The following is a 19,122-nucleotide window of genomic DNA, read 5'->3' as shown; positions in this document are numbered from 1 at the left end:
GGGGGCCGGCCGGGTGGGCGGCGGGCAACCCGTCGAGCACCTCGGTGGCCAGCTCCTGGGCTGCCCGGCCCTGGGAGCGGGCGTTCCGGCGCAGGGCCTCGAAGGCCTCCCGCGGGGTGGTGCCGTGCCGTTCGGCGAGGACGCCGATCGCCCGTTCGATCGACACCCGCGCGGCCAGCGCGTGCTCGAGCTGACCGATGGTGCGGCGCAGCGCCGCGAGCTCCTCGTCCCGCGGGTCGGCCGGTGCTGCTGCGGCGTCGTCCGCTGCGCCGGGCACCGTGCGGGCCGCCCGGCGGGCGTCGCGGCCGGGCTCCGGGCTGGACCCGTGCTCGGCGGCGACCAGGTCGGCCAGCGACATGGCCTCGACCAGGCTCAGCGCCTCGCCCGCGCCGGCCACCCGGCCCGAGACGTCGGCCCAGGCGCCGTCCTCCTCGGGGCTCAGCACCGTCCAGCCCCGGCCGCTGCGGACCACGAGGGCGGCCGGCTGGCCGCTCGGGGTGCGGACCACGTCGTGGGGCAGCACCGCAGGGACCACCGCGGCAGGCTGCTCCACCGTCGGGTCCATCACACCCTCTCTCGCTGCCAACGGCCGGTCGGAGGGTGCGCTCCCGCAGCCCCCCGGGTGGCGATCATCGCCCCCCGAGGGCCGCGGGCCGGGGATCACGCGCCCGGGAGCTGGGCGAGCTGGGCCTTCACCTGGTCGATGCTGGGGTTGGTCAGGGCGGTGCCGTCGGCGAACACCAGCGTGGGCACCGTGCGGTTTCCCCCGTTCGCCTGCATGACCAGCTCGGCGGCGCTCTCGTCGACCTCGATGTTGACCTCGGCGAAGTCGATGCCGTCACGCTGCATCAGCTTCTTCAACCGCATGCAGTAGCCACACCAGTTGGTGGTGTACATGGTCACCGCGGTCGTCGGAGCGCTCATCGGGTGGATCCTCCCTCGCGGCTGCCCGGGCGGGCCACCCGGGGGGAGGGATGGCCGGGGCGTCCGGTGCCTGCGCCCGGCCAACGCCGGGTGCCTGGGGATCCTTCCCCCGCCTGTCGGCACGGGGCTGGGAGACTCCTCGTGTGGGGATGCCGCGGGTCGCAGATGAGCAGGTGGTCGAGGGGACGGCGGGCGCTGAGGCGGTGCTCGCCGGGCTGGACGAGCAGCAGCGGGCCGCGGCGGAGGCGGTGCGTGGGCCGGTCTGCATCCTCGCCGGTGCCGGCACGGGCAAGACCCGGACCATCACGCACCGGATCGCCTACGGCGTGCACCTGGGGGAGTACGTCCCCGAGCAGGTGCTGGCGGTGACCTTCACCGCGCGCGCGGCCGGTGAGCTGCGCGGCCGGCTCTCGGCGCTGGGCGTGGGCGGCGTCCAGGCGCGCACCTTCCACGCGGCGGCGATGCGCCAGCTGCGGTACTTCGCGCCACGGGTGCTCGGCGGCCCGATGCCCGAGCTGATCGAGAACAAGCTCCGGGTGGTGGCCGGTGCCGCCACCCGCAACCGGCTGACCACCGACCGCGCCAGCCTGCGCGACCTGGCCGGCGAGATCGAGTGGGCGAAGACGACGCTGGCCACCCCCGAGGACTACCCGGCCCGGGCCGCCGCGGCCTCCCGGGAGGCCCCGTTCGACCCCTCCGCGGTCGCCGCGGTCTACCGCAGCTACGAGGAGGCCAAGTCCCGTGACGGGTCGCTGGACTTCGAGGACCTGCTGCTGGTCACCGCCTACGCGATCGAGGAGCACCCGGCCGTCGCCCGCGAGGTGAGGGCCCAGTACCGGCACTTCGTCGTCGACGAGTACCAGGACGTCAACCCGCTGCAGCAGCGGCTGCTGGACGCCTGGCTGGGCGGCCGCGCCGAGGTGTGCGTCGTCGGCGACCCCAACCAGACCATCTACTCCTTCACCGGCGCCGACCCCGAGTACCTGCTGGGCTTCGCCGACCGCTACGGCGACGCCGAAGTGGTCAAGCTCGAGCGGGACTACCGGTCGACGCCGCAGGTGGTCGGCCTGGCCAACAAGCTGATCGGCCAGGCGCCCCCGCGCAAGGGGCTGCCCGGTCTGCGGCTGCTGGGTCAGCGGGCCGAGGGCCCGGCGCCGAGGTTCGTCGAGCACCCCGACGAGCCGGCCGAGGCGGCCGCGGTCGCGAAGGTCTGCCGCGAGCTCATCGACGGCGGGCTGCCGGCCAGCGAGATCGCCGTCCTGTTCCGGATCAACGCGCAGTCGCAGGTGTACGAGTCGGCGCTGGCCGACCTCGGCGTCCCCTACGTGCTGAAGGGCGGTGAGCGGTTCTTCGAGCGGCCGGAGATCCGCGAGGCGGTGCTGCTGCTGCGCGGTGCCGCCGCCGGGGGCAACGACCCGGGTGCCCTGGTGCCCGCCGTCCGCGACGTGCTGGCCTCCACCGGCTGGGTGGAGCACCGCCCACCGCCGGGTGGCACGGCGCGGGACCGCTGGCAGTCGCTGGCCGCCCTCGTGGACCTCGCCGTCGACCTCGTCGCCGAGCAGCCCTCGTTGGACCTCGCCGGCTTCGTCGGGCACCTCGCCGAGCGGGCCAACGCCCAGCACGCGCCGACCGTGCAGGGCGTGACGCTGGCGTCCATGCACGCGGCCAAGGGCCTGGAGTGGGACGCGGTGTTCGTGGTGGGCCTGGTGGACGGCGTCCTGCCGATCGCGCAGTCCCAGTCGCGCCCCGAGGCGGTCGAGGAGGAACGGCGGCTGCTGTACGTGGCGGTCACCCGCGCCCGTGAGCAGCTGACGCTGTCCTGGTCGCTGGCGCGGAACCCGGGCGGACGGCGGTCCCGGCCGCGCAGCCGGTTCCTCGACGGGCTCGCCCCCGACGCGGCGGCGGCGCCGCGCCGCCCGGCCCAGCGGGCCAAGGTCGTGCTCGAGGGCGAGGCGGGGGAGCTGTTCGAGCGGCTGCGGGCGTGGCGGAGCAGCACGGCACAGGCGGCGTCGGTCCCGGCCTACGTGGTGTTCACCGACGCCACGCTGCAGGCGATCGCGGAGAGCCGGCCGTCCTCGGTGCGGGAGCTGTCGGCGCTGCCCGGTGTGGGCACCCGCAAGCTGGACATGTACGGCACCGAGGTCCTCGGCGTCATCGAGGCGTAACGGCTGGCTGACCTGCAGGAACCGTGTCGTGGAGTTTTCCCGGTCAATTCGGTTGACCCCTGTTCGGCAGGTCCCCTAGCCTTCGTCTCACCACCTGGGAGTGACCCAGGACGCACTGCGCAGCACCGCACGAGCACAGACCGCAGCGAGGCCGGCCGGCAGGCCGGGCTCCGACCCTCGGAAGGAGGGGCCCCGTGATCAGCACCGACACCACGAACACCGGCGCAGGCACCGTGACCCCGCCGGCCGTCGGCATGTGCTCGGCCGATCAGGTCGTCCTGACGGCGCCCTACGCCGCCCCGTGGACGGGGACGGGTCTGCCCGCCGCCGGTACCGCGTCCCCGTTCCGTCTCCGCGGCCTGATCGCCGCGGGCGCCGCTCTCGGCGGCACCGCCCGTCCGTCCGTCCAGACCACCGCTCTGCCGGAGTTCGCCGTCGTCGGCGTCCCCGTCGAGCACCCCAGCAGCACCCCGGGTGACCTGCCCCCGGAAGACCCACTGAGCTAGCCAACGCTCAGCTGGTCCTCCTCGAGGCCGCGGATCCCGGACACCGGGAACCGCGGCCTTCGTCTTGTCCCAGGCCAGTCCGCGGACCCACACCGACCACCGGTCGGCGGGGCCTCCGCCGGCCGGCCGCAGAGACGAAGAAGAGGAGAGCGGCCGTGCAGACCACGATCGACCCAGCGCCGTCCCGTTCCCGGCTCGGGCTCGACCGCACGCACGCATCCACCGACGACCCGGCGGGTGCCCGCCGGGCGCTGCCCTGCCGGGTGCAGGACCCCGACCTGTGGTTCGCCGAGCGCCCGGCGGAGCTCGAGCAGGCCAAGCGGCTGTGTGCCGAGTGCCCGGTCCAGGCCGCGTGCCTGGCCGGCGCCCTCGACCGGGCCGAGCCCTGGGGCGTCTGGGGCGGGGAGATCTTCGACCGGGGGGTCGTCATCGCCCGGAAGCGGCCCCGGGGCCGTCCGCCGAAGGTCCGCACGGAGGCGGCGGCATGAGCGGCCACCACCGGACCCCGCACCCGTCCGCAGTCCGGCGCCCGTCGTCCGGGCGCCCCGTCACCCGATGCACCTCCATCCGGCGCCGTCCGACGGCGTCACTGCCCGCAGAGGACACGAGATGTACCTGATCGACCAGGACCTGGCCCGCTCGCACATGGACCAGCGGCTCGCCGAGGCGGGCCGGGCCGCCCGCGCCCGCCGGCTGGTCAGCGCCCGGCGCTGGTCCCGCAAGGCGGCCCGGGCGTCGCAGCGCGCCGTCCGGGCCAACTCCGCCGTCTGGTGACGAGGGCGGCGTCAGCCGCTGTCCGTCCCGGTCGCGGGGCCGCAGGCTCCCGACCGGGACGGACCCAGCGGCTCAGCGAGGTCGGGCGCGGCTCATGCCTCGGTGTCGTCCGCAGGACGACGATGTGCCCAGCCATGGACTGCTACCCGGCGAAGCCGGGCAGCCACTCCTCGCAGACGCCGCGGTAGGGCGCCCGCGCGTCGAGCTGGCAGAGCACGCCGATCGACCCGATCGTCACCCGGTGGATGAGCAGGTAGGCCGGGGGCAGGTTGAGCTGCCGGCCGAGCCGGCTGGCGTCGCTGCGCGGGTCGCCGATCCGGGCCGCCTGCGCCTGCATCCACGCCCGGGTGAACTGGAAGTCCGGCGCCGCGAGCGGGGCCAGGAAGGGCAGCAGGAAGTCCAGCACCCCCTGCGCGTCCACCTCGACGGTCTGCCGGACGAACCCCTCTACACGCAGGTCGGCGAGCACGTCCTGGGCGCGGCCCTCCAGCGCCCAGCGCACCAGCCGGCCGATCGGCTCGGGCAGCCCGTCGGGCAGCCGGGCGGTGGCGCCGAAGTCGATGACCCCGAGCCGGCCGTCGGGCAGCAACCGGAAGTTGCCCGGGTGCGGATCGGCGTGCAGCAGCCCCGCGCGCTGCGGGCCGGAGAAGTGCAGCTCGGCCATCAGCAGGCCGGCGCGGTCGCGTTGCTCGCGGCTGCCGTCGGTGATGATCGCCGACAGCGGCGTTCCCTCCAGCCACTCCGAGACGATCACCTTCGGCGCGCTCGCCACCACCCGGGGGACGACGATCTGGTCGTCCCCGGCGTAGGCGGCGGCGAACCCGCGCTGGGCGTCGGCCTCCAGCCCGTAGTCCAGCTCCTCCTCCGCCCGCGCCTTCAGCTCCGCGATCAGCGGCTTGACCTCCATGCCGGGGAACATCGTGGCGAACAGCCGGGCGAAGCGGGCCAGCTGGTTGAGGTCGGCCATCAGCGCGGTGCCGGCCCCGGGGTACTGGATCTTGACCGCGACGTCCCGACCGTCCCGCCACGTGGCCCGGTGCACCTGACCGATGCTCGCCGCGGCGGCGGGGACGTCGTCGAACTCGCGGAAGCGGTCCCGCCACCGGCCGCCCAGCTGCTGGGCGAGCACTGCGTGCACCGTGCGCACCGGCATCGGCGGAGCGGCCTCCTGCAGCTTGACCAGGGCCTCCCGGTACGGCCCGGCGACCTCCTCGGGCACCGCCGCCTCGAAGATGGACAGCTGCTGACCGAGCTTCATCGCCCCGCCCTTGAGCTGACCGAGGACGGCGAAGAGCTGTTCGGCCGTCCGCTGCTGCAGCTCGGCGTCGACCTCCTCGGCCGGCCGCCCGGACAGCTTCTTGCCGATGCCCAGCGTGGCTCGTCCTGCAGCGCCCAGCGGGAGCGCGGCCAGCCTCGCCGTTCGGGACACCGCCCCCCGTGGGATGTCCCGTCCGGTGTCAGTCACCGGCCCAGTGTCCCCTGTCCGCGTCGCCGCCGCCCTGCACCGGGCCGACGCAGCCGCACGAGGGGTGCGGCGGCCACCTGCGCAGCCGCGGCAGGAAGGCCGGCGGGCCGAGTTCGAGCGTGGCGTCCACCGTCGCGGGCTGACCCGAGCCGTCCAGGTGGGCGAGCACCTGGACCGCCGCGGTCAGCGCGGTGAGCAGGCAGGTGATCGTCGAGCCGCCGGGATCGGCGTCGGCCGCCGCGAGCTGGGTCGCCAGCCGTGGCCAGGACGGGTCGTCGTCCCGGCGCCAGGTCTCGGCGCACTGCAGGCAGCTGCTGGCGCCGGGCAGCACGAACGGGCCGACGACCCCCGTCTCCTGCCGCACGGTCGCCACCAGGTGCGGCGTCCCCGCCCGCTGCCACGCGACCGACAGCGGGTCGACCGCCGCCCACGGCCGGGTCAGCACGACGAGGTCGGGTGCGGTCCCCGGCGGGAGGGGGCGCAGGTCGGTGAGCGGACTGGCCCGGCGGACGGCGTCGGCCGCGGACAGCGACCGCGGACGCCCCTCGTCGGCTGCGCTCGCCCCGCCCGCGATCGCGTCCCCGGCCCTGGTCGTCCCCCGGTCGCGGACGTGCACCCGGCCGACACCGCTGGCGGCCAGCACGGCGGCCAGCGGCGTCCCGACCCGGTTGGCCCCCTCCACGACCACCGCGCTCTGTCGGCGCGCCCGCCACCGGCCGCCGTCCTGCCGTCCGCGCACCGCGGCCGGCAACTCGGCGGCCGCCCGGGCCGCGGCCGCCGGGCCGGGGTCGGTGGCGAGCAGGTCGGTCGGGGCCAGGTCGTGCACCAGGCCGGCCGCGCGGAGGCCCGCCAGCAGGTCGTCGACGACGTCACCGGGCAGCCCACCGGCGATCGCGTCCCCGCGCACCGCACGTTGGCTGCGCCGACCGTCCAACCGCCGGAGCAGGGTGACGATCTCCGCGCCGGCAGGAGCCACCCGCAGCCCGGTGCCACCGTCGACCCCGCCGACCTGCAGCACCTCGGCGTCCAGCCGGAGGACCGGTGTCGCGGGGGGCAGCAGCGGGTGCGGGCTCTCGGTCATCGTGGGGAGGGTGCCAGCGCCGAGGCAGGTGCCGGGGCGTCGTCCACAGGTGCGGTCCCCGGGCGCCGCCCGGAGCCCTTCTCCCACAGCCTGTGGACAGAGCTGTGGACGGAGTGGGGACCCGTCGGGGTGTCGCTGTGCACCAGCGGGGGACGCCCGGTGGGCAGCCGCCCGGACGACCCGCCCGCAGGCCTCTCACCAGCACAGACGCCGTCCCTGACCTGTGGAGTGGCGGAGGTCCGTCCTCCTTCCGGGGGACACCGGCGCCGGCCGTGTCCACTGTCCGTGTGCACCTGTCCACGACCGGGTGTCCTCGCGCTGGGCGTCGGCCGGGCTGCCGGTTACCGTGCGTGTGTGGAACAGCGACCTGACCGCCGGAGGCCGGCTGCGTCGACCGCCGTCCCCGCTGCGCGGACCGCCCCTGGGCACGCCGAGGTCGTCGCTGGGGAGATCGAGGTGCGACGCAGTGCCCGGCGCCGACGCACCGTGACGGCCTACCGGGAGCACGGCCGCACCGTCGTGCTCATCCCCGCGGCGTTCACCGCGGCCGAGGAGCGGCGCTGGGTCGACCAGATGGTCGCCAAGCTGCAGACGCGCGAGGAGCGCCGGCGGCGCACCCTCGGGTCCGACGACGAGTTGATGGCCCGCGCGGGTGAGCTGTCCGCGGCACACCTGGACGGCCGGGCGGTGCCGGTCAGCGTCCGCTGGGTGGAGAACCAGAACCGTCGCTGGGGTTCCTGCACCCCGGCCGACCGCACCATCCGGCTGTCCGGCCGGTTGCGCGGCATGCCGGAGTTCGTCGTGGACTACGTCCTGGTGCACGAGCTCGCGCACCTGCTGGAGCCGACCCACAACGCGCACTTCTGGTCCCTGGTGCACGCCTACCCGCGGGCCGAGCGAGCACTGGGCTTCCTGGAGGGCGTGGAGTTCGGGTCCGGCGGCTCCCTGCCCGCCGGACCCAGGTCAGCCGACGACGCCGACGAGCTGGAGCCCGGCGCCGTCGAGTGACGGCCCCCTGGCCCTCCGGCGAGGGGGCCGATCCGACTGGTCACCGGTCGGGCGTCGGGTCCTCGCCGTCGGCGTCGTCGGTGCTGCTCTCGGCGTCGCCGCCGGTCAGCTCGGCGAACGGGTCGGCCGCCCCCTGCCGGGCGACGAAGTCCAGCGGCTCGTCGAGGTCCTCCGAGGTCGGCAGCAGGTCCGGGTGGGACCAGAGCCGGTCGCGCTCGGCGGTGCCGTGCTGCTGGGCCATCGCGCCCCACACGGTGCTGGCGTCGCGCAGCCGGCGCGGGCGCAGCTCGAGCCCGACCAGCGTGGCGAAGGTCTGCTCGGCCGGCCCGCCGGAGGCCCGGCGGCGGCGCATCGTCTCGGCGAGGGCCGAGTGACCGGGCAGCCGCTCGGCGGCCGCCTCGGACACGACGCTGTCCACCCAGCCCTCCACCAGCGCCAGCAGGGTCTCCAGGCGGCGCAGCGCCATCTGCTGCTCGGGGGTCTCCTCCGGCTCCAGGACGCCGCTGCCCAGCAGGCGTTGCATGCTCTCCGGGTCGGCTGGGTCCAAGCCGCCCTCCATGCCGCTCATCGCCTCGTCCAGACCCCGCTGGATCGCCTCCGGGTCGACGTGGATGCCGCGGGCGTAGGCGTGCACGGCGTCGGTGAGCTGCTGGCGCAGCCACGGCACGTGCGCGAAGAGGCGCTGGTGGGCGGCCTCCCGCAGCGCGAGGAACAGCCGGACCTCGTCCTCGGGCCGGTCCAGGCCGGCGCCGAAGGCGATCACGTTCTGCGGCACCAGCACGCCGGCGCCCTTGGGCCCCAGCGGCAGGCCGACGTCGGTGCTGGTGGTGACCTCGTCGGCCAGCTTGGCCAGGGCCTGGCCGACCTGGGCGCCGAACATGACCCCGCCCATCTGGCCCATGATCCCGGCCAGCGGGCCGGCCATCTGGGCGGCCTCCGCGGGCAGCGCGCTGGTCATCGCGGCGACCACGCGCTCGGCCAGCGGGTCGATCAGCGCGGTCCAGGCAGGCAGCGTCTGCTCCACCCAGTCCACCCGCGACCAGGCCAGCCCGCGGTCGATGCCGGAGGGCAGTTCGGTCACCTGGTCCAGCCACAGGTCTGCCAGGCGCAGCGCCTCGCCCACCGCGGCCTGCTCGGCGGCTGACGTCGGCTGGTGTCCGGGGGCCAGCTGGCTGATCGCACCCTGCCGGGCGAGGTCCCAGTTGACCGGGCCGCCCGACCAGCTCATCAGCTTCTGCAGCTCGGCGAACAGCGGCATCTTGCCCAGCAGGTCCGCCGGGTTGCCCGCACCGGGGCCGACGTCGCCCATCGACCCGAACAGCGCACCGAGGCCGAACGGGTCGTTGCCGGCGGGGACGCCGCCCTGCCCACCGCCCTGCCCGGACTCGTCCCGCTTGTCGGGGTCACGGTCGGGCATCCCGAAGCCGAAGGGAAGATCGCTCATGGACCCACCGTAGACGCGCGCGACCACGCTGACCGCCCCTCCGCCGCTCCTCGCCCCCACCCGGGTCGGCCCGCGCCGGCGTCGGTCCGGCTGCCGACCCAGGTGGGTCACCTACGCTCGCCGTTCGACGGGTGCGCCCGTCGCGGCCACCCGCCGCTGACCTCGTGCCGCCGACGCCCGGGCGGCCGGCTCGCGGGCGGCCGCCCCGCGAGGAGGAGTCGTGAGTCGACGGACCACCGTCCTGGTCACCGGGACGGTGCTGCTGCTGCTCTTCGGGGTGCTGGGTGCCCTGCTCCCGGTGCCCTACGTCGCCCAGGTGCCGGGGCCGACCTACAACACCCTCGGCGACATCGACGGCACGCCGATCATCTCGCTGACCGGCCGTGAGCCCAACGACACCTCGGGCAACCTGAACCTGACCACGGTCGGCATCCCACAGCGCCCGCTGACCCTGGTCGGCGCGGTGCAGGGCTGGTTCGACGACGAGGTCGTCGTCGTCCCACGCGAGCAGGTCTACCCCTCCGGCCAGTCGGTCGAGGAGACCCAGGCGCAGAACCGGCAGGCCTTCCTCACCTCCGAGCAGGCGGCCCGCGGCGCGGCGCTCGCCGAGCTGGGCTACCCCGAGGAGGTCGTCGTCCAGGACCTCCCGGAGGACTCGCCGTCGGAGGGGCAGCTGGCGGCGGGCGACGCGCTCACCGCGGTCGACGGCGTGCCGACCCCCGACCAGGACGCGCTCACCGCCGCGCTGGCCGCGATCCCGCCCGGTACGACGGTCCCGGTGGCCTACACCCGGCTCGGCGTCCCCGGCACCGCCACGGTGACCACCGGGACGGCGGCGGAGGGCGAGGGCTCGGCGCTGGGGGTGCTGGTCCTCCAGACGCCGTACGCCCCGTTCGACGTCGACATCGAGGTGGACGACGTGGGCGGTCCGTCGGCCGGCCTGATGCTGACCCTGGGGATCATCGACATGGTGGGCGACACCGACCTCACCGCGGGGGCGGTCGTGGCCGGCACCGGCACCATCGACGCCGACGGTCAGGTCGGCCCGATCGGCGGCATCCCGCTGAAGATGGTCGCCGCCCGGGAGATCGACGCCGAGCTGTTCCTCGTCCCTGCGGACAACTGCGCCGAGGCGCTGCAGAACGCCCAGCCGGGCCTGCCGATGGCGCGGGTCGCCACGCTGGACGACGCGCTCACCGCGCTGGCGGACCTCCGGGCCGGCACCCCACCGCCGGGCTGCTGACCCCCCTGTCAGGAAGCCGTGGTCTGCTTGTGGCGCGGCCGGGAACCCGCCGCCGCCGGGAACAGTTGACGGAGCGGACCGCGGTCCGACCATCGGCGTCCCTGGGGCGTCCGGACCCACCGCGGTCGCCGTGTCCCGTGGCGGGGTCCCCGTGCCCGCCACCTCGTAGGTCGTAGGAAAGACAGGAGACCGACCGTGGCCATGCGGCCCCCCGTGCCGGTGCCGACGCTGTCGCGGCGCGCCAAGCTGGTCATCGGCGTCGTCGCCGTGCTGCTGGTGCTCTTCACCGTCATCGGCACGCTCACCAACGTCTACGTCGACTACCTCTGGTTCGACGAGACCAACTTCACCGAGGTCTTCTGGACCGAGGTCCAGACCCGGGCCCTGCTGTTCGCCGTGGCCGGGGTGGCCACCGGCGGGCTGGTGGCCCTCGCGGTCCACCTCGCGTACCGGTTCCGCCCCACGTTCCGGCCGATGTCGCTGGAGCAGCAGAACCTGGAGCGCTACCGCCAGTCGGTCGAGCCCCGCCGCAAGCTGGTCCTCACCGCCATCGGCGTCGTGCTGGGCCTGTTCGCCGGGTTCACCGCGCAGGGCAGCTGGCAGACCTGGCTGACCTTCCGCAACTCCACCGACTTCGGGCGCACCGACCCGCAGTTCGGCAAGGACATCTCCTTCTTCGTCTTCGACTACCCCTTCTACCGGCTGGCGCTGGGGTTCGCGTTCGCGATCGTGCTGCTCGCGCTGATCGGCTCGCTGCTGACCCACTACGTCTTCGGCGGGCTGCGGCTGCAGACCCCGGGCCAGAAGCTCACCGGCGCCGCCCGCGTGCAGCTGTCGGTGCTGCTGGGGGTCTTCCTGGTGCTGAAGGCGATCGCGTACTGGCTGGACCGGTACGGCACGGTCTACTCCGACCGGGGCACCGTCTACACCGGGGCGTCCTACACCGACGTCAACGCGCTGCTGCCGGCGAAGAACATCCTGGTCTTCGTCGCGGCGATCTGCGCCGTGGCGTTCTTCGCCAACATCTTCTTCCGCAACACCGTGCTGCCGGCCGCCGCGCTGGTGCTGCTGCTGTTCTCCAGCCTGGTCATCGGCGTCGCGTTCCCGGCGATCATGCAGCAGTTCGTCGTCCGGCCCTCGGCGGACCAGAAGGAGGCGGCGTACATCGAGCGCGCCCTCGCCTCGACCCGCGACGCCTACCAGCTCTCCGACGTCCAGACCGTCAACTACGGCACCGACACCGCCGCCGGTGACGAGACCGGCACCGATGCCGGCTCCGAGGACGCCGCGTCCACGCCGACGACGGCGGACCTGGCCGGGGACGCCGGCACGATCTCCAACGCCCGGTTGCTGGACCCCAACGTGCTGCAGGCGACGTTCCTGGCCCGCCAGCAGATCCGCAACGTCTACGGCTTCCCGGAGAAGCTCGACATCGACCGGTACACGATCGACGGGGTGACCCAGGACTACGTCGTGGCCGCCCGTGAGCTGGACTCCTCGTCGCTGTCGGGCAACCAGACGAACTGGATCAACCAGCACACCGTCTACACCCACGGCAACGGCTTCGTGGCCGCGCCGGCGAACCAGGTGGTCTCCGGAGAGGCCGGCGGCGAGCCGAACTTCACCACCGGCGACCTGCCCACCCGCGGCAACATCGACGTGGACCAGTCGCGGATCTACTACGGCGAGCTGCTCAACGTCAACGGGACCGACGAGTACTCCGTCGTCGGTGGCCCCGAGGGCACCTCGCCGCGGGAGTTCGACCGGCCGCAGAGCGGGTCCGAGGAGCAGGTGAACAACACCTACGACGGCGAGGGCGGGGTGTCGATCGGCAGCTTCTTCCGGCAGCTGACCTACGCCATCTACTACCGCGAGCGGAACTTCCTGCTCTCCAGCGCGGTCAACGACGACTCCAAGGTGCTCTACGTCCGCGACCCCCGGGACCGGGTGGAGAAGGCGGCGCCCTACCTGCAGGTGGACGGCGACCCCTACCCCGCGGTCATCGACGGGAGGATCACCTGGATCGTCGACGCGTACACGACGTCGGATGCCTACCCGTACTCCTCGCTGCAGAGCCTGGGCGAGGCGACCACCGACTCGTTGACCGGCACCGGCACCTCGGCGCTGCCCAACGACCAGGTCAACTACGTGTCCAACTCGGTCAAGGCCACGGTCGACGCCTACGACGGCACGGTCACCCTCTACGCCTTCGACGACAGCGACCCGGTGCTGCAGACCTACATGAAGGCGTTCCCGGGCACGGTGCAGCCGGCCAGCGAGATCAGCGACGAGCTGCGCAGCCACTTCCGGTACCCGGAGGACCTGTTCAAGCTCCAGCGGGACGTGCTGACCCAGTACCACGTCGACAACCCGTCGGACTTCTACAACGCCAACGACTTCTGGCAGGTCCCGATCGACCCGACGGTCAACAACAACACCACGGAGCCGCAGCCGCCGTACTACGTGCTGAGCCAGCGGGTGGGGGAGAGCAACTCGACCTTCCAGCTGACCAGCGCGCTCAACGCGCTGCGGCGGGAGAACCTCTCCGCCTACATGACGGTGTCCAGCGACCCGGACACCTACGGCGAGATCCAGGTGCTGCAGCTGCCGGGCAACACCCAGTTCCGCGGCCCGCAGCAGGTGTTCCAGTCCTTCAACACCAACAGCGAGGTCCGCAGCCAGCTCACGCTGTTCGACAGCGCCAGCTCCCGGGCGGTGTTCGGCAACCTGCTGACCCTGCCGATCGGGACCAGCGGCCTGCTCTACGTCGAACCGCTCTACGTGCAGGGCACGGCCGAGAACTCGTTCCCGCTGCTGCAGAAGGTGCTGGTCAACTACGGCGACAAGGTCGGCTACGCCGACACGTTCGCCGAGGCGCTGGACCAGGTCTTCGGGGACGGTGCCGGTGACGCGGCCGCCGACAGCGGCACCACCCCGGCACCGACCACGCCGACGTCGCCGGCGCCCAGCGACCCGGCGGCGCCCACCCCCGCACCACCGGCGGACGGCGGCGACGGCACCGGGGACAGCACGGCGCGGGATGCGGCGGTGACCGCGATCAACGACGCGCTGACCGCCCTGGCCGACGCGACCAAGGCCGGTGACTTCGCGGCCATCGGGCAGGCACAGGCCCAGCTGCAGGACGCGGTCGAGGCCTACCAGGCGGCCAACGGGCAGACCGCGCCGGCGACCCCCACGGGCTGACGCGGAGGGGGCGGTCGCGCGCCGCGGCCGCCCCCTCCGCCGGTCCCGCCAGAGCTGATGTATGGTTGTCCTACCGACGCGGGGTGGAGCAGCTCGGTAGCTCGCTGGGCTCATAACCCAGAGGTCGCAGGTTCAAATCCTGCCCCCGCTACGACGATGACGCAGCCCTCACAGTCCCTGTGAGGGCTGCTCTCGTAGGTGCGCGCATCTCGAGCGGGCACGCCCGGTCAGCGGACGACACCGCAGTCCCGGTGGTCCCGCAGGCGCTGGCACCCGCCGGGCACCGGGTCACCGCCCGCCACCCGGCCGGCGCGACGTGCCGTCCGAGGCCGGGTGCCTGCGGTCGACGGCACGTCACCGCAGGGTCGGGGCCGGACGTTCCAGAGGAGGAGTCTGTGGCTCAACGAGGCCGGTCCGCGTCGGGCGCTCGCCGTCCGCCCCCGGGCAAGCAGCGGCGCGAGCCCGAGGACGCCATCGCGGCGCTCGCCCGGACCGTCCGAGGAGTCGAGGCGGCTGTGAAGCGCGGCCCCGTCACGCCGTCGGTGCGCTCGGACTTCCAGAGCGTCGCCCTGCTGCTGCGCGAGGAGCACGCCCGGGTCCGGGCCGAGCAGGGTGGCAGTGACACCCGCCGGGCCGAGCAGCTCAAGCGCCTCGACGGCATCGGGACGATCCTCGCCAAGACCGCCGTGCGCGACCCCGCCCTGCTCGCGCTCCTGTCCGGGGACGCCGCCGACGCGCCGCGGGCGCTCCCGCGGGACCTCGGCCGGTCCACCGCTGCCGCGCCGGACATGGTGGAGACGGCCGAGCCGGCGCCCCTCGAGCGTCGGGTCGTGCCGCAGTCGGTCATCTCCCGCCAGCTGGCCAACCCCTTCCTGGCCCCCGACTTCTCCGCGCCGCGCCCGGTCGTGGCCCAGCCGCGCCGGCTCGGCGGCTGGGAGCTGCTGGGTCCGCTGCTCAGCTCCTTCGAGCGCGCCGGTGGCGGCGCCCCGGCGTGCATGGCGCTCCCCGCGCCGTCCGCCCGGCGGGTGGCCGGCGGGCTGGAGCTGATGCCGCACCAGGCGCAGCTGGTCGCGGCTGCGTCCGAGGGGCACCGGACCTTCCTGCTCGCCGACGAGCCCGGTCTGGGCAAGACGGCCCAGGCGCTGCTGGCCGCGGAGGCGGCGGGCGCCTACCCGCTGCTCGTGGTCGTGCCGAACGTCGTCAAGACCAACTGGGCCCGCGAGGCCGGCCGGTGGACGCCGCACCGCCCGGCCACCGTCATCCAGGGCGACGGGACCACGGTCGACGGCTTCGCCGACATCGTGGTGGTCAACTACGAGGTGCTCGACCGCCACGTCGGCTGGCTCGGCGACTTCGGCTTCCGCGGCATGGTCGTCGACGAGGCGCACTTCATCAAGAACAAGTCCTCGCAGCGCTCGCAGCACGTGCTGGAGCTCGCCGACCGGATCCGGTCCCGCACCGTCCAGCCGCTGCTGATGGCCCTCACCGGCACCCCGCTGATCAACGACATCGACGACTTCCGGGCCATCTGGCAGTTCCTGGGCTGGATCGACGAGAGCAAGCCGCTCGGCAGCCTGATGAACGCACTGGAGGACGCCGGCCTCACGCCGGCCGACCCCGGCTTCTACCCGGCGGCACGGCAGGCCGTGATCGACCAGGGCATCGTCCGGCGCCGCAAGGTCGACGTGGCCGCCGACATCCCCGCCCGTCGGATCGCCGACCTGCCCGTCGAGCTCGACGGGCCCGCCGGCCGGTCGATCAGGGCGGCCGAGCGGGACCTCGCCCGCCGGCTGGTGTCGCGCTACGAGAGCGCGCTGGCCGCCCGTCGGTCCGGCGCCGTGGTCGAGGGCATCGACCACGACCTGGTGCGCACGGTGGCCAGGTGGGAGCTCAAGGACGCGACCACGTCGAAGGCCGGCGAGAACGTGTTCACCATGATGCGGCGCATCGGCCAGGCGAAGGCCGGCCTCGCCGCCGACTACGCCGCACAGCTCGCGCGCAGCGCCGGCAAGGTGGTGTTCTTCGCCAAGCACGTCGACGTGATGGACGTCGCCGAGGACACCTTCGGCAAGCAGGGCATCCGCTTCGCCTCCATCCGCGGCGACCAGACGCCGGGAGTGCGGCAGCGGAACATCGACGCCTTCGTGCGCGACCCCGACGTCGCGATCGCGGTCTGCTCGCTGACCGCGGCCGGCGTGGGCCTGAACCTGCAGGTCGCCTCCGACATCGTGCTCGCCGAGCTGTCCTGGACCGACGCGGAGCAGACCCAGGCGATCGACCGCAGCCACCGGATCGGCCAGCAGCTCCCGGTCACCGCCTGGCGCATCATCGCCGCGCAGACCATCGACGCCCGGATCGCCGAGTTGATCGACAGCAAGGCGGGCCTCGCGGCCCGGGCCCTCGACGGCTCGGAGGAGGAGGTGTCCTCCTCCTCCGACGTGCAGCAGGAGGCGCTGGTCGCCCTGCTGACCGACGCGCTGTCGGTGTCGGCATAGCCGCCGGCGTGCCGCGCGTGCGCACCCCCGCCGAGGTGCGGCCGGCCGACGTCGCCGACGCCGCTGCGATCGCCGAGGTCTACCGGCCGTACGTGACCGACTCGGTGGCCTCCTTCGAGACGGTCGCACCCGACGCCGGCGACCTGGCCCAGCGGATGCTCTCCGCGTCCCGGCTGCCGTGGTTCGTGGCCTGCCGGGACGGTGCGGTGGTCGGCTACGCGTACGCCGCCCGGCACCGCAGCCGGGAGGCCTACCGGTGGTCGGTCGACTGCTCGGTCTACCTGACCGCGGGGGAGCGGGGTGCCGGCACCGGCCGGGCGCTGTACGCGCGGCTCCTGCCGGAGCTCGCCGCACTCGGCCACGTCACCGCGTTCGCCGGGATCGCCCTGCCCAACCCGGCCAGCGTGGGGCTGCACACCGCGGTCGGCTTCACCCCGGTCGGCGTGTACCGCGCTGCCGGGTTCAAGTCCGGGCGCTGGCACGACGTCGGCTGGTGGCAGCGACCGCTGCGCGAGCTCCCGCCGGTACCGGCCGAGCCGGTGGCCTGGTCACCTGGCACCGTGCCGGTCAGCGGAGCAGCTCGGCCAGTTCCTCCCACGAGCTGACGACGGCGGCGGCCCCCGCCTCGCGCAGTGCCTGGGCCCGGGCCTCGCGGTCCTCCGGCGGCACGAACTGGACAGTGCCGACGGTCCGGTAGCCGGCGGCCACCGCCGACAGGGCGCCGTTGATCGAGTCCTCGACCGCGATGCCCTCGTCGGGCGTGATGCCCAGCTGCTGCCCGGCGTGCGCGTAGACCGCGGGGTCCGGCTTGCTGGTCGGCTCGGGCAGGGAGTCCTCGGCGCTGAACCGCCGGTCCGGGGGGAACAGCGGTGCCAGGTCGGTCGCCGCCAGGCAGGCGTCGAGCCGGGAGCACGCGCTGGAGGTCACCACCGCCAGGGTGAACCGGTCGGCGAGCCGGGCGAGCGGCCCCTGCACCTCCGGGTCCGGCTGCAGCACGCTGCGGAGGTGGGCGGTGACCACGTCCTTCTCCTCGGCCACCCACCCGTCGAGGTCGTCCCGGGTGAGCTCGCGGCCGTAGCCGGCGGCGAGCTCCTGGGCCGCGCCGCGGAAGTTCTTCCCGTTCGTCATGCCCTGCAGCTCCGCCGGGCTGTACGCCCGTTCCGCGCCGAGGTGCCCGAGGAACCTGTTGGTCACGCCGGCCGACGCCGCGTACGCCGGCTCCTCGGAGGGGAAGAGCGTCCCGTCGGCATCGCAGAGCAGGAAGGTCGCCGCCGACGTGTCGAGCGCGGTCATGCCCCGTCCCCCGGGGCGTCGGCGAGGTAGCGCTCGAGCACCTCGCGCGGGCCTTCGCGTTCCAGCGCGTCCAGGGCCCGCTGCACCGGCTCCGCGAACCGCGGGTCCCGGCCGACGTGGTCGAAGACGCTCCGCTCGGCCAGCAACGGCCCGGCGTCGGTGCCGGCCTCCTGCGCCACCGGCACCAGGTCCATCCGCGGGCCCTGCACGGGCGTCTCCTCGCCGGCGTAGTCCGAGCCGCGCAGGAAGCGCAGCCAGCCGGCCACGGCCACGCACAGCAGCTGGTGGGGGCGGTCCTGCTCGATCGCCTCGCGCACGGAAGGCAGCAGGTAGGTGGGGACCTTCGACGAGCCGCGCCGGCCCAGCCGGGCCAGGTCGTCGGCCATCCGGGGGTTGCTCAGCCGCTCGAGCAGCGTCGCCTGGTACTCCGCGAGGTCGATGCCCGGTGGCGACGGCAGCAGCGGGGCGATCTCGTCGGCCATCAGGCGGGTGAGGAAGCTCCGGAAGACGGGGTCGGCCATGACCTGGTCGGTGGTGCGGAGGCCGGCCAGGTAGCCCAGGTAGCCGATGGCGGTGTGACCGGCGTTCAGCAGCCGGGTCTTGACCACCTCGTAGGGGTGCACGTCATCGGTGAACTGGACGCCGACCTGCTCCAGCGGCGGGCGGCCGTTGCCGAAGGAGTCCTCGACCACCCATTGCCGGAACGGCTCGGTGACCACCGGCCACCGGTCGTCCACGCCGGTCGACTCGACGACGGCCGCGCGGTCCTCGGGGCTGGTGGTGGGGGTGATCCGGTCGACCATGCTGCTGGGGAACGCGACGTGGTCCTCGATCCAGGCGGCCAGCTCCTCGTCGCGCAGCCGCGCGAAGGACACCATGGCGGTGCGGGCGGCCGCCCCGTTGTCCTGCATGTTGTCGCAGGACAGCACCGTGAACGGGAGCTGCCCTGCGCGCCGCCGCCGGTCCAGCGCCTCGACGACGTAGCCGAACACCGTCCGCGGGTGGGCCGGGTCGCGCACGTCGGCCTGCACGTCCTCGTCGTCGGCGTCGAACTCCCCGGAGTGCGGGTCGATCCGGTAGCTCGTGCCGGTGATGGTCAGGGAGACCACCCGGATGCCGTCGTCGGCGAGCGCCTCCAGGACGGCGTCGGGGGAGTCCGGGCCGTACAGGTACCGGATGAGCACACCGACGACGCTCGCCCGGTCGTGCTCGGGTCCCCGCTCCACGACCAGGTACAGCCCGTCCTGGGCGGCGAGCGCCTCACCGATCGCCCGGCTGTGCAGGCCGACGCCCACCACGCCCCAGTCGGTCACCCCGCGGCGGGCCAGTTCGTCGAGGTACACCGCCTGGTGCGCGCGGTGGAAGCCGCCGACCCCGAAGTGCACGATCCCCGGTCGAAGCTGCGTGCGGTCGTAGCCCGGCGCCGAGACGTCGGGTGGGAGGTCGGCGAGGGTCTCCTCGGACAGCGGGACCGGGCGGGCGGGGGCGTGCGTCACCAGGGCTCCTCGACGGAGTGGGTC

General features: G+C 74.2%; 16 protein-coding genes and 1 tRNA gene. 10 read left to right on the top strand and 7 right to left on the bottom strand.

What is annotated here, in order from left to right:
• The coding region (locus FHL79_RS22330) for an ANTAR domain-containing protein (RefSeq protein ID WP_246081122.1) at positions 1–553 on the bottom strand (553 nt) is incomplete at its 3' end.
• A 107-nt stretch (positions 554–660) separates the two neighbouring features.
• Positions 661–924 carry a mycoredoxin gene (locus FHL79_RS22325; protein WP_014742575.1) on the bottom strand — a complete coding sequence of 88 codons (264 nt, stop codon included), beginning with the start codon at positions 922–924 and terminating at the stop codon, positions 661–663.
• Positions 925–1,073: 149 nt separating this feature from the next.
• On the opposite strand from FHL79_RS22325, the gene FHL79_RS22320 reads away from it, so the two are divergent.
• From FHL79_RS22320 to FHL79_RS25275, 4 genes are all read left to right on the top strand, one after another.
• Positions 1,074–3,089: an ATP-dependent DNA helicase UvrD2 gene (locus tag FHL79_RS22320; RefSeq protein WP_138760754.1), complete on the top strand. Its 2,016-nt coding sequence runs from the start codon at positions 1,074–1,076 to the stop codon at positions 3,087–3,089.
• A gap of 194 nt (positions 3,090–3,283) precedes the next feature.
• Positions 3,284–3,595 (top strand): hypothetical protein, encoded by a 312-nt coding sequence (locus FHL79_RS22315; RefSeq protein WP_138760753.1) that lies wholly within the window; start codon positions 3,284–3,286, stop codon positions 3,593–3,595.
• Positions 3,596–3,750: 155 nt separating this feature from the next.
• The gene (locus FHL79_RS22310) at positions 3,751–4,083 is read left to right on the top strand and encodes a WhiB family transcriptional regulator (RefSeq protein WP_281283893.1); all 333 of its coding nucleotides are present in this window, start codon (positions 3,751–3,753) and stop codon (positions 4,081–4,083) included.
• A 67-nt stretch (positions 4,084–4,150) separates the two neighbouring features.
• Positions 4,151–4,369, top strand: coding sequence for a putative WhiB-interacting protein (locus FHL79_RS25275; protein WP_500684521.1), 219 nt, complete (start codon positions 4,151–4,153; stop codon positions 4,367–4,369).
• A 142-nt stretch (positions 4,370–4,511) separates the two neighbouring features.
• Here the strand turns inward: FHL79_RS25275 and FHL79_RS22305 are convergent, their stop codons facing one another.
• Together FHL79_RS22305 and FHL79_RS22300 are read right to left on the bottom strand one after the other, a co-directional pair.
• Complete coding sequence (locus tag FHL79_RS22305; protein ID WP_138760752.1) at positions 4,512–5,834, bottom strand: ABC1 kinase family protein; 1,323 nt, start codon at positions 5,832–5,834, stop codon at positions 4,512–4,514.
• Positions 5,827–6,915 (bottom strand): ThiF family adenylyltransferase, encoded by a 1,089-nt coding sequence (locus tag FHL79_RS22300; RefSeq protein ID WP_138760751.1) that lies wholly within the window; start codon positions 6,913–6,915, stop codon positions 5,827–5,829. The genes FHL79_RS22305 and FHL79_RS22300 overlap by 8 nt, the downstream gene beginning before the upstream one ends.
• Positions 6,916–7,269: 354 nt before the next feature.
• Between FHL79_RS22300 and FHL79_RS22295 the strand changes: the two genes are divergently transcribed.
• Positions 7,270–7,923, top strand: coding sequence for a M48 metallopeptidase family protein (locus FHL79_RS22295; protein ID WP_138760750.1), 654 nt, complete (start codon positions 7,270–7,272; stop codon positions 7,921–7,923).
• Positions 7,924–7,963: 40 nt separating this feature from the next.
• Here FHL79_RS22295 and FHL79_RS22290 read toward each other — a convergent pair whose 3' ends face one another.
• Entirely contained in the window at positions 7,964–9,367 is a 1,404-nt protein-coding gene (locus tag FHL79_RS22290) for a zinc-dependent metalloprotease (RefSeq protein WP_138760749.1), read from the bottom strand.
• A 220-nt stretch (positions 9,368–9,587) separates the two neighbouring features.
• Here FHL79_RS22290 and FHL79_RS22285 point away from each other — a divergent pair, with 220 nt between their 5' ends.
• From FHL79_RS22285 to FHL79_RS22265, 5 genes are all read left to right on the top strand, one after another.
• Positions 9,588–10,610, top strand: a complete 1,023-nt coding sequence (locus tag FHL79_RS22285; RefSeq protein WP_171058294.1) for a YlbL family protein — start codon at positions 9,588–9,590, stop codon at positions 10,608–10,610.
• Between the two features lie 201 nt (positions 10,611–10,811).
• Positions 10,812–13,814, top strand: a complete 3,003-nt coding sequence (locus FHL79_RS22280; RefSeq protein ID WP_246081124.1) for a UPF0182 family membrane protein — start codon at positions 10,812–10,814, stop codon at positions 13,812–13,814.
• A gap of 77 nt (positions 13,815–13,891) precedes the next feature.
• Positions 13,892–13,965, top strand: a tRNA-Met gene (locus FHL79_RS22275).
• Positions 13,966–14,209: 244 nt separating this feature from the next.
• On the top strand, positions 14,210–16,309 hold the full coding sequence (locus tag FHL79_RS22270) for a DEAD/DEAH box helicase (RefSeq protein WP_138760747.1): 2,100 nt from the start codon (positions 14,210–14,212) through the stop codon (positions 16,307–16,309).
• 17 nt (positions 16,310–16,326) lie between these two features.
• The gene (locus FHL79_RS22265) at positions 16,327–16,914 is read left to right on the top strand and encodes an arsinothricin resistance N-acetyltransferase ArsN1 family B (RefSeq protein ID WP_138760746.1); all 588 of its coding nucleotides are present in this window, start codon (positions 16,327–16,329) and stop codon (positions 16,912–16,914) included.
• Here FHL79_RS22265 and FHL79_RS22260 read toward each other — a convergent pair.
• Both FHL79_RS22260 and FHL79_RS22255 read right to left on the bottom strand, forming a co-directional pair.
• Positions 16,877–17,602: an HAD family hydrolase gene (locus FHL79_RS22260; protein ID WP_138760745.1), complete on the bottom strand. Its 726-nt coding sequence runs from the start codon at positions 17,600–17,602 to the stop codon at positions 16,877–16,879. The two genes, FHL79_RS22265 and FHL79_RS22260, sit on opposite strands and share 38 nt — an antisense overlap.
• Positions 17,599–19,098 (bottom strand): mannitol dehydrogenase family protein, encoded by a 1,500-nt coding sequence (locus FHL79_RS22255; RefSeq protein WP_138760744.1) that lies wholly within the window; start codon positions 19,096–19,098, stop codon positions 17,599–17,601. Before FHL79_RS22255 ends, FHL79_RS22260 begins: the two co-directional genes overlap by 4 nt.
• Positions 19,099–19,122: the final 24 nt, after the last annotated feature.

This window comes from Modestobacter altitudinis, assembly GCF_005930475.1.
GTDB classification, from domain to species: domain Bacteria; phylum Actinomycetota; class Actinomycetes; order Mycobacteriales; family Geodermatophilaceae; genus Modestobacter; species Modestobacter altitudinis.
Note: the sequence above shows the minus strand (reverse complement) of the source record. Positions and strands in the feature narration are given on the sequence as shown.

What these genes read in the sequence shown, in the direction of transcription:
- FHL79_RS22290 (WP_138760749.1), bottom strand. Translation starts at nt 9,367, where the DNA reads ATGAGCGATCTTCCCTTCGGCTTCGGGATGCCCGACCGTGACCCCGAC.
- FHL79_RS22280 (WP_246081124.1), top strand. Translation starts at nt 10,812, where the DNA reads ATGCGGCCCCCCGTGCCGGTGCCGACGCTGTCGCGGCGCGCCAAGCTG.
- FHL79_RS22325 (WP_014742575.1), bottom strand. Translation starts at nt 924, where the DNA reads ATGAGCGCTCCGACGACCGCGGTGACCATGTACACCACCAACTGGTGT.
- FHL79_RS22320 (WP_138760754.1), top strand. Translation starts at nt 1,074, where the DNA reads ATGCCGCGGGTCGCAGATGAGCAGGTGGTCGAGGGGACGGCGGGCGCT.
- FHL79_RS25275 (WP_500684521.1), top strand. Translation starts at nt 4,151, where the DNA reads ATGCACCTCCATCCGGCGCCGTCCGACGGCGTCACTGCCCGCAGAGGA.
- FHL79_RS22300 (WP_138760751.1), bottom strand. Translation starts at nt 6,915, where the DNA reads ATGACCGAGAGCCCGCACCCGCTGCTGCCCCCCGCGACACCGGTCCTC.
- FHL79_RS22260 (WP_138760745.1), bottom strand. Translation starts at nt 17,602, where the DNA reads ATGACCGCGCTCGACACGTCGGCGGCGACCTTCCTGCTCTGCGATGCC.